Source organism: Enterococcus sp. AMC1252 (assembly GCF_058216515.1).
Window position 1 is genome coordinate 3326874 of sequence record NZ_CM177097.1, and the last position, 17284, is coordinate 3344157.

General features: G+C 37.2%; 13 protein-coding genes. 4 read left to right on the forward strand and 9 right to left on the reverse strand.

Annotated elements, in window-relative coordinates; translation table 11 throughout:
- Positions 1-12 precede the first annotated feature (12 nt).
- The gene (locus AC4BB5_RS15785) at positions 13-1494 is read right to left on the reverse strand and encodes a MucBP domain-containing protein (RefSeq protein ID WP_490457019.1); all 1482 of its coding nucleotides are present in this window, start codon (positions 1492-1494) and stop codon (positions 13-15) included.
- A gap of 427 nt (positions 1495-1921) precedes the next feature.
- On the opposite strand from AC4BB5_RS15785, the gene AC4BB5_RS15790 reads away from it, so the two are divergent.
- The 3 genes from AC4BB5_RS15790 to AC4BB5_RS15800 all read left to right on the forward strand — a co-directional run bounded on the left by AC4BB5_RS15790 (position 1922) and on the right by AC4BB5_RS15800 (position 6127).
- Positions 1922-2863, forward strand: a complete 942-nt coding sequence (locus AC4BB5_RS15790; RefSeq protein ID WP_490457020.1) for an AAA family ATPase — start codon at positions 1922-1924, stop codon at positions 2861-2863.
- A 155-nt stretch (positions 2864-3018) separates the two neighbouring features.
- A complete protein-coding gene (locus AC4BB5_RS15795; RefSeq protein WP_490457021.1) occupies positions 3019-3942 on the forward strand; it encodes a DUF58 domain-containing protein in 924 nt (307 codons plus the stop codon).
- Positions 3932-6127, forward strand: a complete 2196-nt coding sequence (locus tag AC4BB5_RS15800) for a transglutaminase TgpA family protein (protein ID WP_490457022.1) — start codon at positions 3932-3934, stop codon at positions 6125-6127. The genes AC4BB5_RS15795 and AC4BB5_RS15800 overlap by 11 nt, the downstream gene beginning before the upstream one ends.
- A 24-nt stretch (positions 6128-6151) precedes the next feature.
- Here AC4BB5_RS15800 and AC4BB5_RS15805 read toward each other — a convergent pair whose 3' ends face one another.
- Together AC4BB5_RS15805 and AC4BB5_RS15810 are read right to left on the reverse strand one after the other, a co-directional pair.
- Positions 6152-7216 carry a C45 family autoproteolytic acyltransferase/hydrolase gene (locus AC4BB5_RS15805; RefSeq protein WP_490457023.1) on the reverse strand — a complete coding sequence of 355 codons (1065 nt, stop codon included), beginning with the start codon at positions 7214-7216 and terminating at the stop codon, positions 6152-6154.
- A 28-nt stretch (positions 7217-7244) separates the two neighbouring features.
- A complete protein-coding gene (locus tag AC4BB5_RS15810; RefSeq protein WP_490457024.1) occupies positions 7245-8891 on the reverse strand; it encodes a peptide ABC transporter substrate-binding protein in 1647 nt (548 codons plus the stop codon).
- A 227-nt stretch (positions 8892-9118) separates the two neighbouring features.
- On the opposite strand from AC4BB5_RS15810, the gene AC4BB5_RS15815 reads away from it, so the two are divergent.
- Positions 9119-10222 carry an NAD(P)/FAD-dependent oxidoreductase gene (locus AC4BB5_RS15815; RefSeq protein WP_490457025.1) on the forward strand — a complete coding sequence of 368 codons (1104 nt, stop codon included), beginning with the start codon at positions 9119-9121 and terminating at the stop codon, positions 10220-10222.
- 59 nt (positions 10223-10281) lie between these two features.
- Here AC4BB5_RS15815 and AC4BB5_RS15820 read toward each other — a convergent pair whose 3' ends face one another.
- From AC4BB5_RS15820 to AC4BB5_RS15845, 6 genes are read right to left on the reverse strand one after another with little or no spacing between them, the layout of a single operon-like run.
- Positions 10282-11604, reverse strand: a complete 1323-nt coding sequence (locus AC4BB5_RS15820; protein WP_490457026.1) for an amidohydrolase — start codon at positions 11602-11604, stop codon at positions 10282-10284.
- The gene (locus AC4BB5_RS15825) at positions 11588-13327 is read right to left on the reverse strand and encodes an adenine deaminase C-terminal domain-containing protein (protein ID WP_490457027.1); all 1740 of its coding nucleotides are present in this window, start codon (positions 13325-13327) and stop codon (positions 11588-11590) included. The genes AC4BB5_RS15820 and AC4BB5_RS15825 overlap by 17 nt, the downstream gene beginning before the upstream one ends.
- A 22-nt stretch (positions 13328-13349) precedes the next feature.
- Entirely contained in the window at positions 13350-14414 is a 1065-nt protein-coding gene (locus AC4BB5_RS15830) for an ABC transporter substrate-binding protein (RefSeq protein ID WP_490457028.1), read from the reverse strand.
- Positions 14415-14441: 27 nt separating this feature from the next.
- Entirely contained in the window at positions 14442-15482 is a 1041-nt protein-coding gene (locus tag AC4BB5_RS15835) for an ABC transporter ATP-binding protein (protein WP_490457029.1), read from the reverse strand.
- Positions 15483-15538: 56 nt separating this feature from the next.
- A complete protein-coding gene (locus AC4BB5_RS15840) occupies positions 15539-16318 on the reverse strand; it encodes an ABC transporter permease (RefSeq protein WP_490457030.1) in 780 nt (259 codons plus the stop codon).
- Positions 16311-17147 (reverse strand): ABC transporter permease, encoded by an 837-nt coding sequence (locus AC4BB5_RS15845; protein WP_490457031.1) that lies wholly within the window; start codon positions 17145-17147, stop codon positions 16311-16313. Before AC4BB5_RS15845 ends, AC4BB5_RS15840 begins: the two co-directional genes overlap by 8 nt.
- Positions 17148-17284 lie beyond the last annotated feature (137 nt).

Consider the following 17284-nt stretch of genomic DNA (forward strand, 5'->3'; position numbering starts at 1 on the left):
TAATTTAACCCCTTACTCTTCGATCTTTCTTTTTTTGAAAAACGCTAATGCGCTAGCTGCAACTGCCATTAGTCCAAAACTTGCCATTGCGTTTGCTTGTTCACCTGTTTTAGGTAATTTTTTACTCGAATAGTAGGTTTTATTTCCATTATTTACTGTATTATTCCCTAAATCATTTGCTACACCAACAATACTAGGTTGACTAGTATCAGTAGCAGGTTCTTTCGGTGCAGGTATATATGGCAATTCGAATTGATCCGCAGTCTTTTTATAAACAAACGTCACGTCATTTGTACCATCACCAAATGTTCCTGACACTGCTTGGCCAACAGTTCTAGCAAATGTAACTGCTTCATTGTTGGTAGAAACATATTCATAACCTTCAATCACTGGCGGCTCAGCAGTCCAAGTCGCTTTGTACAATCCATTCAATGATGTATCTGCTTGATTCATGATCAAACGACCCTCTTCATCTACTGCTGATACAACAACAACTAAACGTAAATTATTCATCGCAGTTCGCAAAGCACTCACTGCTGCATCTGCCTCAGCATTAGTCAGTGCATTATCAAATGCATCTGTCGCTTGTTTCAGTGCAGTTTCAAAATCTGCTTTATCTCCATCTGAAGCTACTTTTGCGCCTTCTAATTGACCCGCTTCTAATAAAATATCTACTAAATGGCCTCTATGAACTAACCCATTGCCGTCATGGATTGCAGTAATAATCGCATCTGCTGCCGCAACTATTCGATCTCTATTATTAACTGCTAAATCTGGAACAATTTTTCCATTTACATCAACGACTTCAGCCAAAATAATTTTTCCGTCATCCATTGATTTTTGAATACTAGCTTTTTTAGCAGCTACAGATGCTGGTGTATAAATATCCTTAAAGTCATCTGTATTATTTATGAGCTGAGTTGCTTCATCAATTGCCATTATTAAGTTTCTTGCAAAACTTAATTCAACTTCTGCTTTAACTAAACCAGTTATTCTTGCATCAATATCAGCTATTGCAGCGTCAAGTTGCTCATCTGTTACTCCTTCTTCACCCAATAACGCTGTTGCTCCAGCCATTGCAGCTCTTAACGGAATTGTTGTTTCAGCCATGTAAGTGCCTTCATCAAGTATCGTTTGTGCATTAGCGATTTTCTCTCTCACAGCTTGCTTTTTTTCTTCGCTTGCAGTTATAGCAGGCAGCTCCTCTGAAGGCGTTGTTGGAACCTCAGGTGTTCCTTCAGATATCGGCATTTCAGCCGTTTCTCCGACCGTAGTCTCTACCTGTTCTTCTGGCTGAGGCAGTTCAGGTGCAACTGATTCTTTTTGAGTTTCTTCTGTTGTGTTTGAAGCAGCAGCTTCTTCAGCATTGTGAGGTCCAACTTGCTCACTATTTTCAGTTGATTCAGCAGTTATTGCAAAAGCAGAAATAGGTGCTGCTAACATTTGAGTACTGATCAGTGAAGCTAAAACAATCCCTTTTAATGATTTTTTCATTCTAGTTCCCTCTTTCAAATTATTTTAAAAAGAATGTTGGATTCCATTCTTGAATTTAAGCATATCACAGCCTCAGTAAAGAAATTCTCATGTATTTCGTCAACCAGCAAACTTTATGAGATTTTTGTAATCATTTCCTCACTTTTCTGCAAACCAAATTGTAAGCCCTATCTTTTGAATACAGCAGTACTATCGTATTTTTCTAAGCCAAATACTCTCTTTCAATTTCTTTTTTGCTAAATCAAGCTCTAAAAAAAGACAACTATCTTTATCAAATCTTTTTTCTCACTATATTAAGAAACTCTTATGGTATCTTGCACTAGATGAAAGTTATCTATACAATAAAATAAAAACACATGTTACTGGGCTTTGCAAACTAGATTCTCGTATCCTTTGCTTAGCTTTTACAATAAGGAGATTACATAATATGCTTGAAACAGCCCATAAAAAAATTACTCTGCTGATTGATGAAATGGAAAAAGTTATTCTAGGGAAACGTGATGTACTTCAGTTAACTGTGACTGCTTTCTTAGCTGGCGGACATGTTTTATTTGAAGACATCCCTGGAGTTGGGAAAACCATGATGGTTAAAACTTTGGCTAAAGCAACTCATGGTCAATTTAACAGGATTCAGTTTACCCCCGATTTACTACCTAGTGATATTTTAGGTGTTTCGGTTTACAACACTGCGTCTCAAATGTTTGAGTTTCATCATGGGCCTGTTTTTACAACAGTTCTATTAGCGGATGAAATCAATCGAACGACGCCAAGGACCCAAGCCGCTTTATTAGAAGCAATGTCGGAAAAACATGTAACGATCGATAACCATACTTATCCTTTAGATAATCACTTCTTTGTCTTAGCAACACAAAATCCACTTGAATACGAAGGAACTTATCCATTACCTGAAGCTCAGCTAGACCGCTTTTTATTCAAGCTTAACATTGGTTATCCTGAATTTACAGATGAATTGAATCTACTATTGAATCAAACCGGGAATGAATTGGACCTCGTCCAGCAAATTTTAGTCTCGTCTGAAGTCAGTCAGTTAAAAAGAATTGTTGATGAGATTTATGTTGATTCAGCTGTTGCTAGGTACGCATTACAATTGGTTCACGCGACTCGGAATCACGATGGGCTCGCACTCGGAATCAGTCCTAGAGGATCGCTTTCATTTATCCGAGCAGCTAAAGCGTTTGCCTTGACTGAAGGAAGAAATTACGTCACACCTTACGATTTACAGCAAATTTTGCCAGCAACATTCGGACATCGGCTTTTATTAAAAGGCGGACATACGGCATCCTCTGAGCAATTACAAGAAATTTTGGAACAAATCCTCAAGCGTGTACCCGTTCCAGTTAGGAAATAGCTATGAAACGATATATGGTTAATAACCTCATACGCGCTCTGAGTATCTTAATTTTTTTTATTGCTGTTTTTCTATACACAATTACATTTAACAACCCAACAGGCTGGCTTTTATTTTTCTTTTTAACATTTTTATTCATTTGGGATGCCGTTACAATGAGTCTATCATTAAAAAAAATCCAGATTCAGTCGACGGAACTTTCATTCTACGAAGCCGATCGACCAAATAAAATTAAGCTAGAAATTTTTCGTCACCGCCCAACATTGCTTAAAATCCCTATACTAATGATTGTTTTCAAAAATCAATCATCGACCAAAATACCATACTTATCACGTTATTCTGGGCAACGTCAGGAACTGATTCTGGAGTGGACTCCTACACAAAGAGGCGTTTTTCATCAATTGTCATTCGATCTCATAAGCTCCGACTTGTTTCAAATTTTTTCTAAGCATTCTAAATCAATGGTAACAGGTCCATTTGTGATCATGCCTGCACTACAATGGGATTTAGCTGAACAGATTTACCAGCATTTGCTGCATTCTAACCCTAATTTTACTAGCTTTTTCGGGGAACAAACCTTTTCGATTCGGAATTTCCGTAACTATCAAAGGGGAGACTCCTTTCATTCAGTTGATTGGAAGCAGTCTGGAAAAAGGAATGAGTTGATCGTTAAAGAATATGAGCATGAAGCTGAAACAGATCTTCATTTCTTATTTTATGGTTTGTCTAACGAAAACTTTGAAGAACTGCTCTCTATTTATTATTCATTTATTCGTTTTGTTGAAAGTAAGCTGTCTTTTCAGCAGACAATTCTAGCTGATGTCCCTAATTCTATCCAGAGAGAACATCTATTTTCGGCAATGACTCCGCTGTTAGAAGAATGTCTTTTACCAAATTTTACTAATAAAAAACTAGTGATTTTCGCTACGAGCAAAACAAATCAATTTACAGAGCAACTGACTTCTTTAAAAAAGAAAAATGATGTCTTTTTAATCACATTTGAGGGGGAAGATCTCTGTCTAGATTGGCAAGATCAAGTCAGCTCTATCCGTAAAGGGGGGCTTACTCTTGAAAAATAGGATAAAAGAAAAGTGGCCTTTTGCTGTCCTGAGTTTTTTGATACTCGTAACTGCTAGCTTACCTTTTTTAAAGGTCTATGAGTTAGATCAGTCGAATACGCTGTTTTTCGTCGGGATGCTCGCTCTGATTTGCTGTCTAACAGTACTCATTAAAAGGCATATAATCATTTTTCCACTGTATATTCTTAGTTATTTATTCATACTTTACTACTATTTTCCAGCTGATCGATTATTTGGCATTTCTTGGTTCAGCAGTTTTATTCAGAAAATGTTGCATAGCTATCCTAAAATGCTAAGTGGAGAAATCAATTATTTACCTGATTTTTTTGCATTACCTATTATTTTGTTTTTATTGATCATCTTAAACGTTTTGTTCATTCGTTATGAGCGTTGGAAAATGGGGTACACGCTACTCGTTAGTTACCTACTCATGCTAGCAGTTTTTAATCACTTAAATTTAGGTATCCAAGTAATTTCAATAACAGGTTTTGCTATTCTTTTTTATGGATTGAAGCACTTCCCATCAGCAATCACTAAAAAAGAAAAGAAGGCGTTATTTTTATCAATCGGGTTCATTTTATTTTTAGCAGCCGCGGGCTCATATTTGTTCCCTATGATATTTCCTCAGACTCAGAACTTTTTATTTACTGAAACTGCGCCTATTCGTAATTATATGAATCGTCAAGGCGTTTATCATCAAATCGCAGACTACGGTTCAAATACTGCATCTAGATCAGGTTTTAGTGAAAATGATGCACAATTAGGCGGTCCAATTTCAGACGATCAAACCATTCTTTTCACTGCCAAACAATCATATGGTCATTATTGGCGAGTGGAAACTAAAAATTATTTTTCTGGAAAAGGATGGAAAAATACTTCTGAAGCGGTTACAGTTCCCGAGGATCAACCACTGATCATTTCAACAAATCCCGAATATCAAGGTACTTTAGGTGTTGAAACTACGATCACTTTATCATTCTCCAAATCCAAAGAATATTTGCCTTACCCTTATGGCGATATTTCGATTCCGTTTAACGAGATTGGTCGAACAGAACAAATCAAAGAAAAAGAACATATCAAACTTTTAGCTGCACCAGAAACAATCAAGTTCACTTGGAAGAAGCCTGGTTTTACACAAGAAGAATTACAACAAGTACCTTATGTGTTTTCCGAAGATGTTCAAATGACTCAAGTTCCTATGACTACACCAGAACGTGTTAAGAATTTAGCTGTTTCATTAACGGAAAATCAAGAATCACTTTTAGGCAAAGTCAAAGCTATCGAACATTATCTAAAACAAGATGGCCATTATCGCTATTCAAAGATCGATACACCTTTTACACCCCAAAATGAAGATTATGTCGATTATTTTCTTTTTGAGTCAAAGATAGGCTATTGTGATAATTTCTCCAGCTCAATGATCCTCTTGCTTCGTTCGATTGGAATCCCCAGTCGTTGGGCAAAAGGCTTTGCTTCTGGGAACGTCACGAATAATCAAAGCTCGGAATATCAAGAATATACTATTAAAAATAGTGATGCTCACTCTTGGCCAGAAGTATATTTTCAAGGATATGGATGGATTCCTTTTGAACCAACACCTGGTTTTACAAATACTATTAGTCAGTCTACAGTGACTAGTAGTCCTACCTCAGAAAGTAACTCTGAAAATAGTAGTGCTGAGTCAACGGTTCCGACTGAAACAAAAAAAACGACCGAAACTACTTCAAATAATACAGAAAGCTCAGCAAAAGAAGATACCAAAAATAGAAAATTGACTAAGTTGCTTCCAATTTTCCGTAATATGGCACTTGCTCTACTATTTGTATTATTAACCATTTGTGCTTTCTTATTGAAAAAATACTTTTTCTTGCTTTGTTTTAGTCTCTATTTAAGCGTTCACCCTAATCAGTTCACTAATGCCTATAGTATAATGTTACGCAAAGTAGAGCGAATTTTATATCGGCAAACAAACGAACCTTTAACGATTTATGCGAAACGATTTGAGAATGAGTACCCACAGTTCCATGGTAGCTTTATTCAATTAACAGAATTATATGAGCAAACTTTATACGGCGGTATGCCTCCTAAAAAAGCTGATTATGCTGGATTATTGACACATATGGCGCGTTTGTTAACACATTTAAAAAATAGCACACGTGATAAAAAAGAGCCGAGACAAAACTAAAAATTAGTTTTGTCTCGGACTTTTTTATTGACCAAACCATTGGTTGAATCGGTAGGTATGAAACGGCTGTTCACAAGCATTCCCAAACGCTAAATGCATTTCTCCTTTGCCTAAATCAAATACCATCGAGGCTAATGATTTGGATAATGGATGTTCTGGTGATGGATGATTACAAACACTTTTAGGAAAATTACGATGGTTAGCTAAAAACTGTTTGCCTATCTCTGCATCGATAATACCATAATTTTCACTTACGATCGCTTCCATCGCTTCAAAACGGGAATGAGATGTCTTAGAACCACCTTCTTCAGGTTCTTCTAACGCAATGCTATTATGATTTGCATGGATCATTACATCTGCTGGCTCATGTGCATAAATTTTATTTGGAAAACACTCAAAACTTGCGATTCCTTCATTAGCATGAGATAAACTAAATTGATTTGGTACTGCGTGAGGAATGCTGTAAAGATAATCTCGTGCTTCTGTGAGGCTTTTCTTGTTAATCAGTTCTCTAATTATTCCAGCTGTAGGCACACCATTTTGACGCTGACCATTATCGATATATGTCCACATAACTGCTAAGCCATAATTATTCATCCCCATATAAGCTGGGATACCCGGATGACTATAAATCAGTGATTCAAAATCAGATGCATGATCCACATGATGTACAACACAGTCCACTTCCGATCGATACTCATCAAGACGTTCATCATTTGTTTGACCGCAAATCACAGAACCATCAAAAGTGGCATTTCCTGCAGCTGCAAATGACGTACATTTATCACTAATCAATTCATCAAAGAACGATCGTTCATATACTGTATATAGATATAAAATCTCTTCAAAAGCCACACCACTCCCTTGGGCAACACCTCGCATTTCAGCAACCACATCTGGCGCAAATCTTTCAGTGTACTCAAGATATGTTTGAGCCTTTTCCAACCATTTCATAATAATTTCAGTTGGATCGTTATAAAATAATTTTTGACTAGATAAGTTTGTTTCAATCTGCATTTTTAACACTTCGCCGATTTTGACCCCTCGTTCAAAGGGTGAACCTGTTACTTCTATATAGCGATGAATCATTTAATCCCACCTTCTCTATTTTTCGTCACTATTCAACGGATGTCCACTTGTAATCATATTCCGGACCAGATGGCAATATACCTTTAATTTTTGGATTACGTAAGTGTGCTTCAGCTTTTTGGTATACTGGGCAAACACCCATCGTATCCATCAAAATAGTTTCTGCTTCCAGTAAATCATTCCAACGAGCCTTTGGATCACCTGCATTTGTTGTGGCCGAAGCTTTCAAATATTTATCAAATTCTTTGTTAGCATATTTACCACTATTGTTGATATTATCTGATGCAAATAATTCTAGGAACACACTAGGATCGTTGTATTCTGCACCCCATCCCACTAAAATCATGTCAAAATCGCCTTTATTCCCACGTTCTAAACGAACGGAAAGCGGTACTGACGAAACTTCAACTGTCACGCCTTTTAAGGTTCCTTGAATTGCACCTTGCATGTATTCTACCACTTTTTTTGCAGAATCGGCATCTGAAGAAAGTAAGTTGATTTTAAGCGTGTCGATCCCTAATTCGTTTTTGGCTTTTGCCCAATATTCTTTGGCTTTTTCCGGATCATATTTTAAATGGTTACCAGAATCTTTCACAAAATCAGCTTCAGTTTCAGGGTTAAATGACATATTTTTCGGTACTAAACCTGTTGCTGCAATGGATCCATCTCCTAAGACTTGTGTTACTAGAGTCTGACGATCTAAAGCATAGGAAATAGCTTTTCTAAGATTTTCATTTTGGAATTCTTTTTTTGCTTGATTATATTCCACATACGTTGCATTTGACATATCTTGAGAGAAAAATGCGGGATCATCTACCATTTGCTGAGCCAGTTCACCAGTCACAACAATATCATCTGTTTGACCATCTTGGAATAGATTTAATGCCGTCGCATCCTCTTTTACTACATCAAAATGGATTTTTTCCATCGTAACATGTTCTTGATCCCAATACTTCTCATTTTTTAAGTAGGTCCATTTGGTATCTGTCCCTGCCCCATCAAAGTCGCTTAATACAAACGGGCCATTATAAACCATATGTTCGCTTGAACTAGCGTATTTGGCCCCATTATCGCTAATTGTTTTTTCATTTTGCGGAAAAAATGGCGGCAGAGATAATAAGGATTCCATGTATGGCACTGGTGACTCTAATGTTACTTCTAATTCATGGTCATTCAATGCTTTTATACCTAGTTCTTTTGCTGGTGTCTGCCCATCCATGATTGCTTGATAATTTTTGATTGATTCAAACAAATAAGCAACTTCTGAAGCAGTTTTAGGTTCAACGGTTCGTTTCCAACCGTATACATAATCATTTGCAACAACAGGATCTCCGTTGGACCATACAGCATTCTCACGTAATTTAAAGGTATAAGTCAAACCATCTTCACTGACTTTAGGTAGCTCAGCGGCACCTGCTGGGATTAGTTTACCGTTTTTGTCTGCACGGAATAACCCTTCCCCTGTATTTTTCAGCACACCCCAACCAACAACATCGTTTGTAACAGATGCATCGATCGATGGAATTTCTTGTTTTGCCACGACTGAAAATGTTTGTTCGCTATTTGTTGATTTTTGACCTGTTTCGTTCGCTTTTTCTTTACTAGAGCCACATCCGCTAAGTAAAACAATACAGCTTGCCGCAGCTAGTAAATACCCTAATTTTGTATTTCTCATTTAGTCCCCTCCTACATGATTAAACGTTATTTTCAAAAAATGTAACTCTCATTATCATACCATAAAAATAAGCGTTTTCTCATCATGTTCCTATGATTCTTTTACCAAATTTTATTTTTATAGTTAAATTTCTAAGAAAATCTAACACTTCAAAATTTCTTGCATCCTCTACAAACTTATGTAAAAATGAATTACTTGATTCTATAAGGATATAAAAGGAGTTACTTATGAAAAAATTAGCCATCATCGGCGGTGGGATCATTGGTTTGACCTTAGCCAACTATATTGATTTAGAAAAATATAGTGTAACGATTTACGATAATCCAGTTGGACAAGCAACAAAAGCAAGCGCTGGGATTATTTCCCCTTGGCTTTCTAAACGTCGTAATAAAAAGTGGTATCAACTAGCAAAAGATGGAGCGGCATTTTATCCTAAATTAGTACGGGATTTTTCTTTGCCTACAAGTGTTTATCAGCAAACTGGTACCCTGATTCTCAGAAAAGACGGTGAACTTAATTCTTTGATGCAACTAGCCATAGAAAGAAAACAAGATGCACCTGAAATCGGAGATATTCAATTATTGACTGCAGAACAAGTCACAGAAAAGTTGCCTTTATTAAAAGCACAACCTGCCTTATTTATCACAGGGGGTGGGAAATTAGATGGTGCTAGCTACTTAGAAACATTAAGACAACGTGCACTATTAAAAATGATCACCATAAAAACAGATACAGTCAATCTCAGCCGAAGTTCTGATCACTGGATCGTTCAAACGGCTGCTGCAACTGAACAATTCGATGCAGTTGCACTTTGTAGCGGACCAGGCTTACCTTCCTTGTTAGACTCTCTTGGCTATACGACTGATATTCGTCCCCAAAAAGGACAATTACTGGCTTTTGAAACACCCTTTAAAGAAAGTGGCAATTGGCCGGTTGCGATGTTGGATGGAGAAAGTGATTTGATTCCTTTTGAAGCTGGACAGATTCTTGTTGGTGCAACGCATGAGAATGACGGAGGTTTTGATTTAACCCCCACAAAAGAAGCCTTTTCTCTACTGAAGCAAAAAACAGTTCCTTATCTAGCACCATCGAACTTTTTTGAAAGTTATCCAGCTGTTTACCGTGTTGGAACACGTGCCTATACATCAGATTTCGCACCATTTTTCAATTATTTGCCAGACGCTCCTAGCGCAGTCGTTGCCAGTGGATTAGGTTCTTCTGGTTTAACCACTGGTCCATATATCGGCTTCCTATTAGCTAATTATTTCAATACAGCCCAAAGTGATTGGCAACACTATCAAAAACCGATTGAAACATATCTATCGAATTAAATTGGAAAAATATGAGGCTAGGACATAACGCTGCGAGTCATGTCCTAGCCTCATACTTATTATGATAATTTTTTTGCTTCAACGACAAAATCTTTCATTTCTCGGAACAGTACTTCTTTGATTTCTTTCAATTCTCGTTTGAGCATTTTTTTCTCACTCACTAATTGTTGACCATTTACCCAAACTGCCTCCACATTGCCGGCATTAGCTGAGTAGACAATTGCAGCGTATGGATCAAAAATCGGGAACATATTTGCAGAATCCGTTTCGATTAATGTCAGATCCGCCTTCTTTCCGATTTCAATTGAGCCTACTTGATCCACCAAACCTAACGTCTCAGCACCCCCTATTGTTGCCAGACGGACAATATCTTTTGCAGGAAAAAGTGCGCGATCCTGATTATACGTTTTATGCATATTAGCAAACAAACGCATCTGGCTAAATAAGTCTAAAGTGTTGCCACTACTTGGTCCATCAGTTCCTAGACCTACAACAATATTTTTTTCGAGCATTTGTTTGACAGGAGCTACCCCTTTTGCTGATTTTGTATTCGCTCCGATACAGTGTGCAACACGTGCTCTCCCTGTCGAAGAAGCAATGATTTCCAAATCTTTTTCAGTTGCCAAAATGCAATGAGCTAAAATAAAGTCACGGTCAAAATATCCTAATGTTTGTAAAAATTCTATCGGTGTTTGATTATATTTTTCTTGAAACTCAGTCACTTCATAGGTCATCTCAGATACATGCATCGTAATTGGTGCATTATATTTTTCGCTGAGCGTCACGATCTTTTTTAGTATTTCTGGATTATTTGTGTTAGGTGCATGAGGTGCAATGATCGGTGTTATCAACGGATCATTCTGCCACGCTTCCAGAAACGTTTCACAATAGTTGAAGCCACCAGATGGCGTTGGACTGTCACAAGTTGGCATATCAATGATTGTCTCTCCAACAAGTGCTCTGATTCCCATTTCTTTACAACTTTTAGCTACCTCATCTTCAAAATAGTACATATCACAAAATGTCGTTACACCACTCAACAACATTTCACCAATTGCATAGTCGCTACTAGCTTTCACTAATTCTTTTGTCATATATTGTTCTAAAGGAAATAAAAACTTACGGAGTCGATCTGGCACATCATCCCCTAATGAACGAAATGGAATCATTCCTACATGTGTATGGGTATTGATCAGACCAGGAATCAGTATACCGTTCCTCCCATCGATTACTTTGTCTGCATGGATAGTCGTTGAAACAAGCTCAGAGCCATGACCAATTTTAGAAATCACCGAGCCTTCAACCAATACAAATCCATTTTTTATTTCCGAAAAATGCTCATCCATTGCAAGTATGTGAACATTTTTAATGAGTGTCTTCATTCAACAAAACTCCATCTTCCGGGAAAATCAATGGATAAAATTCTTGTGTTTTCGTATCCATCATGCCCCTATCTGTCACCTTGATTGCAGGTGACACAGGCAAAGATAATGTAGAAAAAGACATGATTTCATTCATGTTTTTGTAGCCCAACGCTTGCATACTTGCGCGAACTTTTTGTAAGTCGCTGCCTAGTTCTTCAATTGGTGCTTGGGACAGGATTCCGCCGATAGGCAAAGGACATTTCCCTGTTATTTCGCCCTTTGAAACAACAATATAACCGCCTTGGATCGTGATTAATTCATTTTGCGCGGTCACAATATCTTCTACATTATTACCCATCACCATTACATTGTGATGATCGTGCGCCCAAGTAGTTGCGATTGCGCCTTTTTCAGTGATTGGTTTATCCATTAGTGATATGGAAATATTGCCATTTTTACCGTATCTTTCCATTACAATCAATAAAGCGCAGTTAGCTTCTTGCCATTGTAAAATCCCATCTTTCACGGGAATTTCTTTCGTGATCCGCTCGGTGAATGTTCCTACTTCTTGTTTTTGGATCACATTACAGCGAACACTTTCTTTATCTGTTGCCACTTTGATTACTAGGTCAGCAACTGTAAGTGGTTTGCAATGAACAGATTTTTTGTACTCAGTTGGAAATGACTCCACCAGAGAAGGATATTTTATTTCTGCTCCTTGTTCATAAACTTTTTTACCTGATTTATAAACAGCCTCAAACGTAAACTCTTCCAAATCATTTAATAAAATGAAATCTGCCGTACGACCTGGCGCAATTTCTCCACGATCATGTAATCCCATCCGTCTTGCTGGTGTGTAAGTCGTCATGTAAATCGCTTTTTCGATCGGTAAACCTGCTTTTACTGCCTTTTTCAAGTTCTCATTCAAATGACCATGGAGCAAATCATCCGCCATTACATCATCAGTAATGATACTAGCATATTCATAAAATTCATTTTCTATAATAACTTGCATATTTTCAGGTGTGATCGATTTATTTTGGAATTGGATAAAAACGCCTGCTTCGATTTTTTCTTTTAACGATTCTGGAAACTGATGTGTATGATCCGATGTAATGCCGCTAAATAAAAAAGCAGCCAACTCTTCATCGTATATTTTAGGACAATGTCCTTCTAAAGGCATCGTTGGTCGTTCTTTTTTACATAAATCGATAATTTTTCGAATCAACGACTCTGGTTCATACGCAATTCCCTTGAAGTTCATCGCTTCACCTAAACAAATAATCTTAGGATGCTTCAATAACTCTGCCACTTCAGCAAGTCCGATGATACCACCAGTCGTTTCTAATTCTGGTGTAGTCGAAGGAACAGAGGAAGGAATCGCATGGAAAATATCCAGCTCTGTTTCAGCTTTCATAAATTCCTTTAATCCTTCTAAACCGAAGACATTCGCCATCTCATGTGCATCTGCCACAACCGTTGTTACCCCATAACGTAATACCGCTTTTGAAAAAATCGTCGGTGTCGTCATTGAGCTTTCAATGTGCATATGGGCATCAATCAAGCCGGGAATCATATATTGATTCTCGGCTTTGATGATTGTGTTAGGCGTCAAGTGATCCAGCTCTGTGTTACTGATGTAGTAAAATTTCCCATCTTTAATAGAGACATTTTTTTTGATAAAAGATTGTGTTGCCGTTTGGAAAACCCAAACATCTTGAATGATCATATCTACTTTCATACTTATCGCCTTTCTTGCTTTTTTATTGGTTCATTGTGCGATTCCATTGGTCGATCCAATTAGATAAATTGTCATTAATAAACGAAAAATCAACTGTTTTTGCCCGATCTGCTACTTTACCGTATGTCTTATTTTCTGCTTGTTTTTCATCAAGTGTTACTTTACTGTTGGTTGGTCCTTCATTCAATGAAACGGCTTTTGTTTTTTGTGACGCTTCACTGATACGATCGTTAACGAATGAATAGGCTAATTTCTTATTTTTGGAATTTTTCGGTATGTTGATCGTATTGAAGTTTGCATATGTTCCACTTTCAGGAACAACATACGTTGCATCTTTAGAAGCACCTTGAATGATATCAACAGCAAAATCAGCCACAACCGCAACTTCGATTTCACCTGATTGGAACATATTAGCAAGGTCTGATGATTTTGAATAGGTCTTAACCACATTTGTTTTTAACTCTTTCATTGCGTCAAAGGCCGCTTTGCCTTTATCAGTTGTGATATCAACACCTACATGATCACTGGCAATGTATAGCATCAGTGGGCCTGCTGTTGTCGAAATGTCTGGAACAGAGATTTTCCCTTTAAGGTCAGATGACCATAAATCATCCCAGCTCGTGATTTCTTTGCCGACTTTTTCTTTGTTATAAACGACACCTACACTATTAACTGCAATTGGAATACCTGCTCCACTTTCGTAAACTTCTTTTGCTCCAGCTGTTAAGTCTTTAATGTTTGGTACTTCTTTTTCAGTTATTTTTTCAAAGAGACCTTCTTTGTCACCTTGTGTTGCATTGGCTTGTGCTAATTCGATTACATCGATTCCAGCATTGGGATTATTCAATAATTTTGTGTAACGATCTGCGCTATTTCCTACTTCTAAGGTCACTTTTGCATCGTTTGATTTTTCAAAAGGGGCAATAATATCTTTTTTTACAATATCTTCACTTAAGCCAAAGGTAGAAACAACGAGTGCTTTACTACCACTTTTACTTTCTTCTTTCTTATTCGCTTCGCTATTGCCACAAGCTGCCATTAATAAAACTGCTGTTGCTAAAACACCGATCATTAGTTTCTTTTTCATTCTATTTATTCTCCTTCATCTTATCGATTATTTTTCTAAAACAACTAGTTTATCTGCTGGAAAAACTAAATTGACCGTATCTCCTGTTTCGTAAATCTGTTCACTCGTTCCATTAACTAACAACTTTCCAAGTGGTGTTGTTACTTCATATTGATAGCTTTTCCCTAAGAAAGTTCTAATACGAACGGTTCCTTCAAGTGAGTTTTGCGTTGTTGCTTCCACAATTTCAATGTCTTCTGGACGAATCGTCGCAACCGTTTCGGTTACTTCTGGCTGTGGATTAGTCGTTGTGAATAACTGACCATTTTCACTTTCATATTGGCCTTCCACATTTCTTGTCACAGCAAAGAAATTTTCAAATCCGATAAAATGTGCCACGAATTTGGTTTTTGGCAAACGGTAGATTCTCTCTGGTGAATCGTATTGTTCAATCACACCGTTATTCATGATTGCGACCTTATCTGAAATAGAAAAACATTCTTCTTGATCGTGGGTCACAAATACTGTTGTGATACCTAATTGTTGTTGAATACGTTTGATTTCAATTCGCATCGCTACTCTTAATTTTGCATCTAAATTACTTAAAGGTTCGTCTAATAATAATAATTTAGGTTCAATGATCAAGGCACGAGCTAAGGCTACACGCTGTCTTTGTCCACCAGAAAGTTGCTTGGGATAACGGTCTCCAAGATTTTCTAAACCACAAACTTCCAGCATTTTTTCGACTTTTTCTTTAGTATTTTCTTTCGTTTCTTTTCTTAATTTCAGTCCAAATGCAACATTTTCAGCAATCGTCAAATGTGGAAATAATGCATAGCTTTGAAATACCATACCAAAATTTCGTTTATGCACAGGTACTTTCGTCAAATCATCTTTATCTAGCTCAAATGTGCCATCGTTTGGTTTAATCAAGCCTGCAATCACTCGAAGTGTAGTTGTTTTCCCACATCCACTTGGACCAAGCAGTGAAACCAATTCACCTTTTTCCATCGAAATGCTTAAATCTTTTAATATATCCTGTTTGCCATCATAGCTGACACGTATTTTTTTTAAATCAACAAAAGTCAAAGTTTTCTCCTCTTTCTACCTATAAGTCCAAAAGCTGCGATTGCTCGCTCTTTTATTTATGCAATGGAAGCTAACCCCAATGTTTTTTCAATCAAAAACATCAAGCCCATTGTAAGTAACATCAACATTACTGAAATGGCTGAAACAGTTGGATCATAATTGTATTCCATATAGCTAAGTAAAGAAGTTGGTAACATTGTCACACCTGGTCCAGACAAAAACATTGAAACAGGAACATTATTAAATGAATTCACAAATGCCAACATAAATGCGGCAAAAATACCTGAAGATACATTAGGCAAGACAATTTGAATAAAAGCTCGACTTTTCGTACAACCTAATGTCCAGGCTACTTCTTCCATCGAATAATCCAGCTGTTCCATGCTTGAACCAACTACTCGAATAATATAAGGTAAGCTGATCAGAAAATGTCCGATCAATAATCCTTGAAAAATCGGTAAGCCTAATTTGATGACAATATATTGAAATAATGTGTACCCAACAACAATCCCTGGAATCACAGTCGGTGATAAAAAGAAGCTTTTAATAAAGTTTCTTCCTCTAACTGAATAACGCGCCAAGGCATACGATGCTGGAATACCAACGATCAGTGCTAAAACAGTCGCTAGTACACCGATAATCAAACTTAATTTAAAACTGCTCATAAAGGTATCTGACTGCAACGCTTTGGCATACCAATCTAGTGTAAATCCTTTGATCGGAAACTGAATCGCGGCGGCTGTCCCAAAAGAGGTGATAACAATCAGGCAAAGTGGTAAGAATAAAAATAAAAATACTAGGATTGCAATCAACGACATCCCTTTTTGTTTACGCATTGTTTGCTTCTCTCCTATCAACTTTTTTGGCTACTACATCTAGACCCTTCATAACAATCAACGTTACAACAATCATGATCAAGGCTAAAACACTTGCTGCATTCCATTCTCCTAATGTATTGGCTTTTTGATATAGGAAGGTCGACATCATCATTTTCTGATTTCCACCTAGCAATTGCGGTGTTGTATAGGCTGTCAGTGTCCCTGTAAAAACCAAGATACTCCCAACAATCGTTCCGGGAATAGAAAGCGGCAAAACCACTTTCCGAAAAGCTGTGAACGGACTTGCCCCCAACGTTTCAGCAGCTTCCAGCATTTCCCCTTCGATATTCTCCATAACGCCCACAAGTGTCATGATCATCGTTGGTAAAAAAAGATAAACAGAGCCAATAATAATAGCAAATTCTGTATATAGTAAGTTTAGCGGCTGATCAAGCAAGCCTGTTTTCATCAATAATGTATTGATCACACCTGTTTTCCCTAGAATATTGATCCAAGCAAAACTACGAATAACTGAATTAGTCAACAGCGGAAACAAGGTCATCGCCATTAAAATCCCACGCCATTTTTTACTGACCCCAGCGATGTAGTAAGCTGTTGGGATTCCGAGTAAAATCGAAATAAACGTAACGATCAACGAAACCCTGATCGTGCGCCAAAAGATCGACATGTTATATTCGTCTTTAAAAAAATCGAGGTAGTTGCTCACTGTTACCCCTTGATCTGAGAAAATAGTTGGTAAAATACTTGTAACCAAAGGAATCATCAAGAAAAATAATAATAAAACCATTCCAGGTGCTACGATAAAATACGGAACATTCTTGTTCATTTGTACACTCCTCGTTCGTTTTTCCACTGATTCAGTATACTCATTTTCCCTTCGAATTTCAATATGTTTTTTCAATTCTCTTTATTTAATATTCGTCTATTGATCGTCATTAGCATTTTAGACATACAAAAAAAATG

Bases quoted from the DNA above. Each gene is read 5' to 3' on its own strand.
- AC4BB5_RS15785 (WP_490457019.1), bottom strand. From the start codon at position 1,494: ATGAAAAAATCATTAAAAGGGATTGTTTTAGCTTCACTGATCAGTACT.
- AC4BB5_RS15790 (WP_490457020.1), top strand. From the start codon at position 1,922: ATGCTTGAAACAGCCCATAAAAAAATTACTCTGCTGATTGATGAAATG.
- AC4BB5_RS15795 (WP_490457021.1), top strand. From the start codon at position 3,019: ATGAGTCTATCATTAAAAAAAATCCAGATTCAGTCGACGGAACTTTCA.
- AC4BB5_RS15805 (WP_490457023.1), bottom strand. From the start codon at position 7,216: ATGATTCATCGCTATATAGAAGTAACAGGTTCACCCTTTGAACGAGGG.
- AC4BB5_RS15810 (WP_490457024.1), bottom strand. From the start codon at position 8,891: ATGAGAAATACAAAATTAGGGTATTTACTAGCTGCGGCAAGCTGTATT.
- AC4BB5_RS15815 (WP_490457025.1), top strand. From the start codon at position 9,119: ATGAAAAAATTAGCCATCATCGGCGGTGGGATCATTGGTTTGACCTTA.
- AC4BB5_RS15820 (WP_490457026.1), bottom strand. From the start codon at position 11,604: ATGAAGACACTCATTAAAAATGTTCACATACTTGCAATGGATGAGCAT.
- AC4BB5_RS15825 (WP_490457027.1), bottom strand. From the start codon at position 13,327: ATGAAAGTAGATATGATCATTCAAGATGTTTGGGTTTTCCAAACGGCA.
- AC4BB5_RS15830 (WP_490457028.1), bottom strand. From the start codon at position 14,414: ATGAAAAAGAAACTAATGATCGGTGTTTTAGCAACAGCAGTTTTATTA.
- AC4BB5_RS15840 (WP_490457030.1), bottom strand. From the start codon at position 16,318: ATGCGTAAACAAAAAGGGATGTCGTTGATTGCAATCCTAGTATTTTTA.
- AC4BB5_RS15845 (WP_490457031.1), bottom strand. From the start codon at position 17,147: ATGAACAAGAATGTTCCGTATTTTATCGTAGCACCTGGAATGGTTTTA.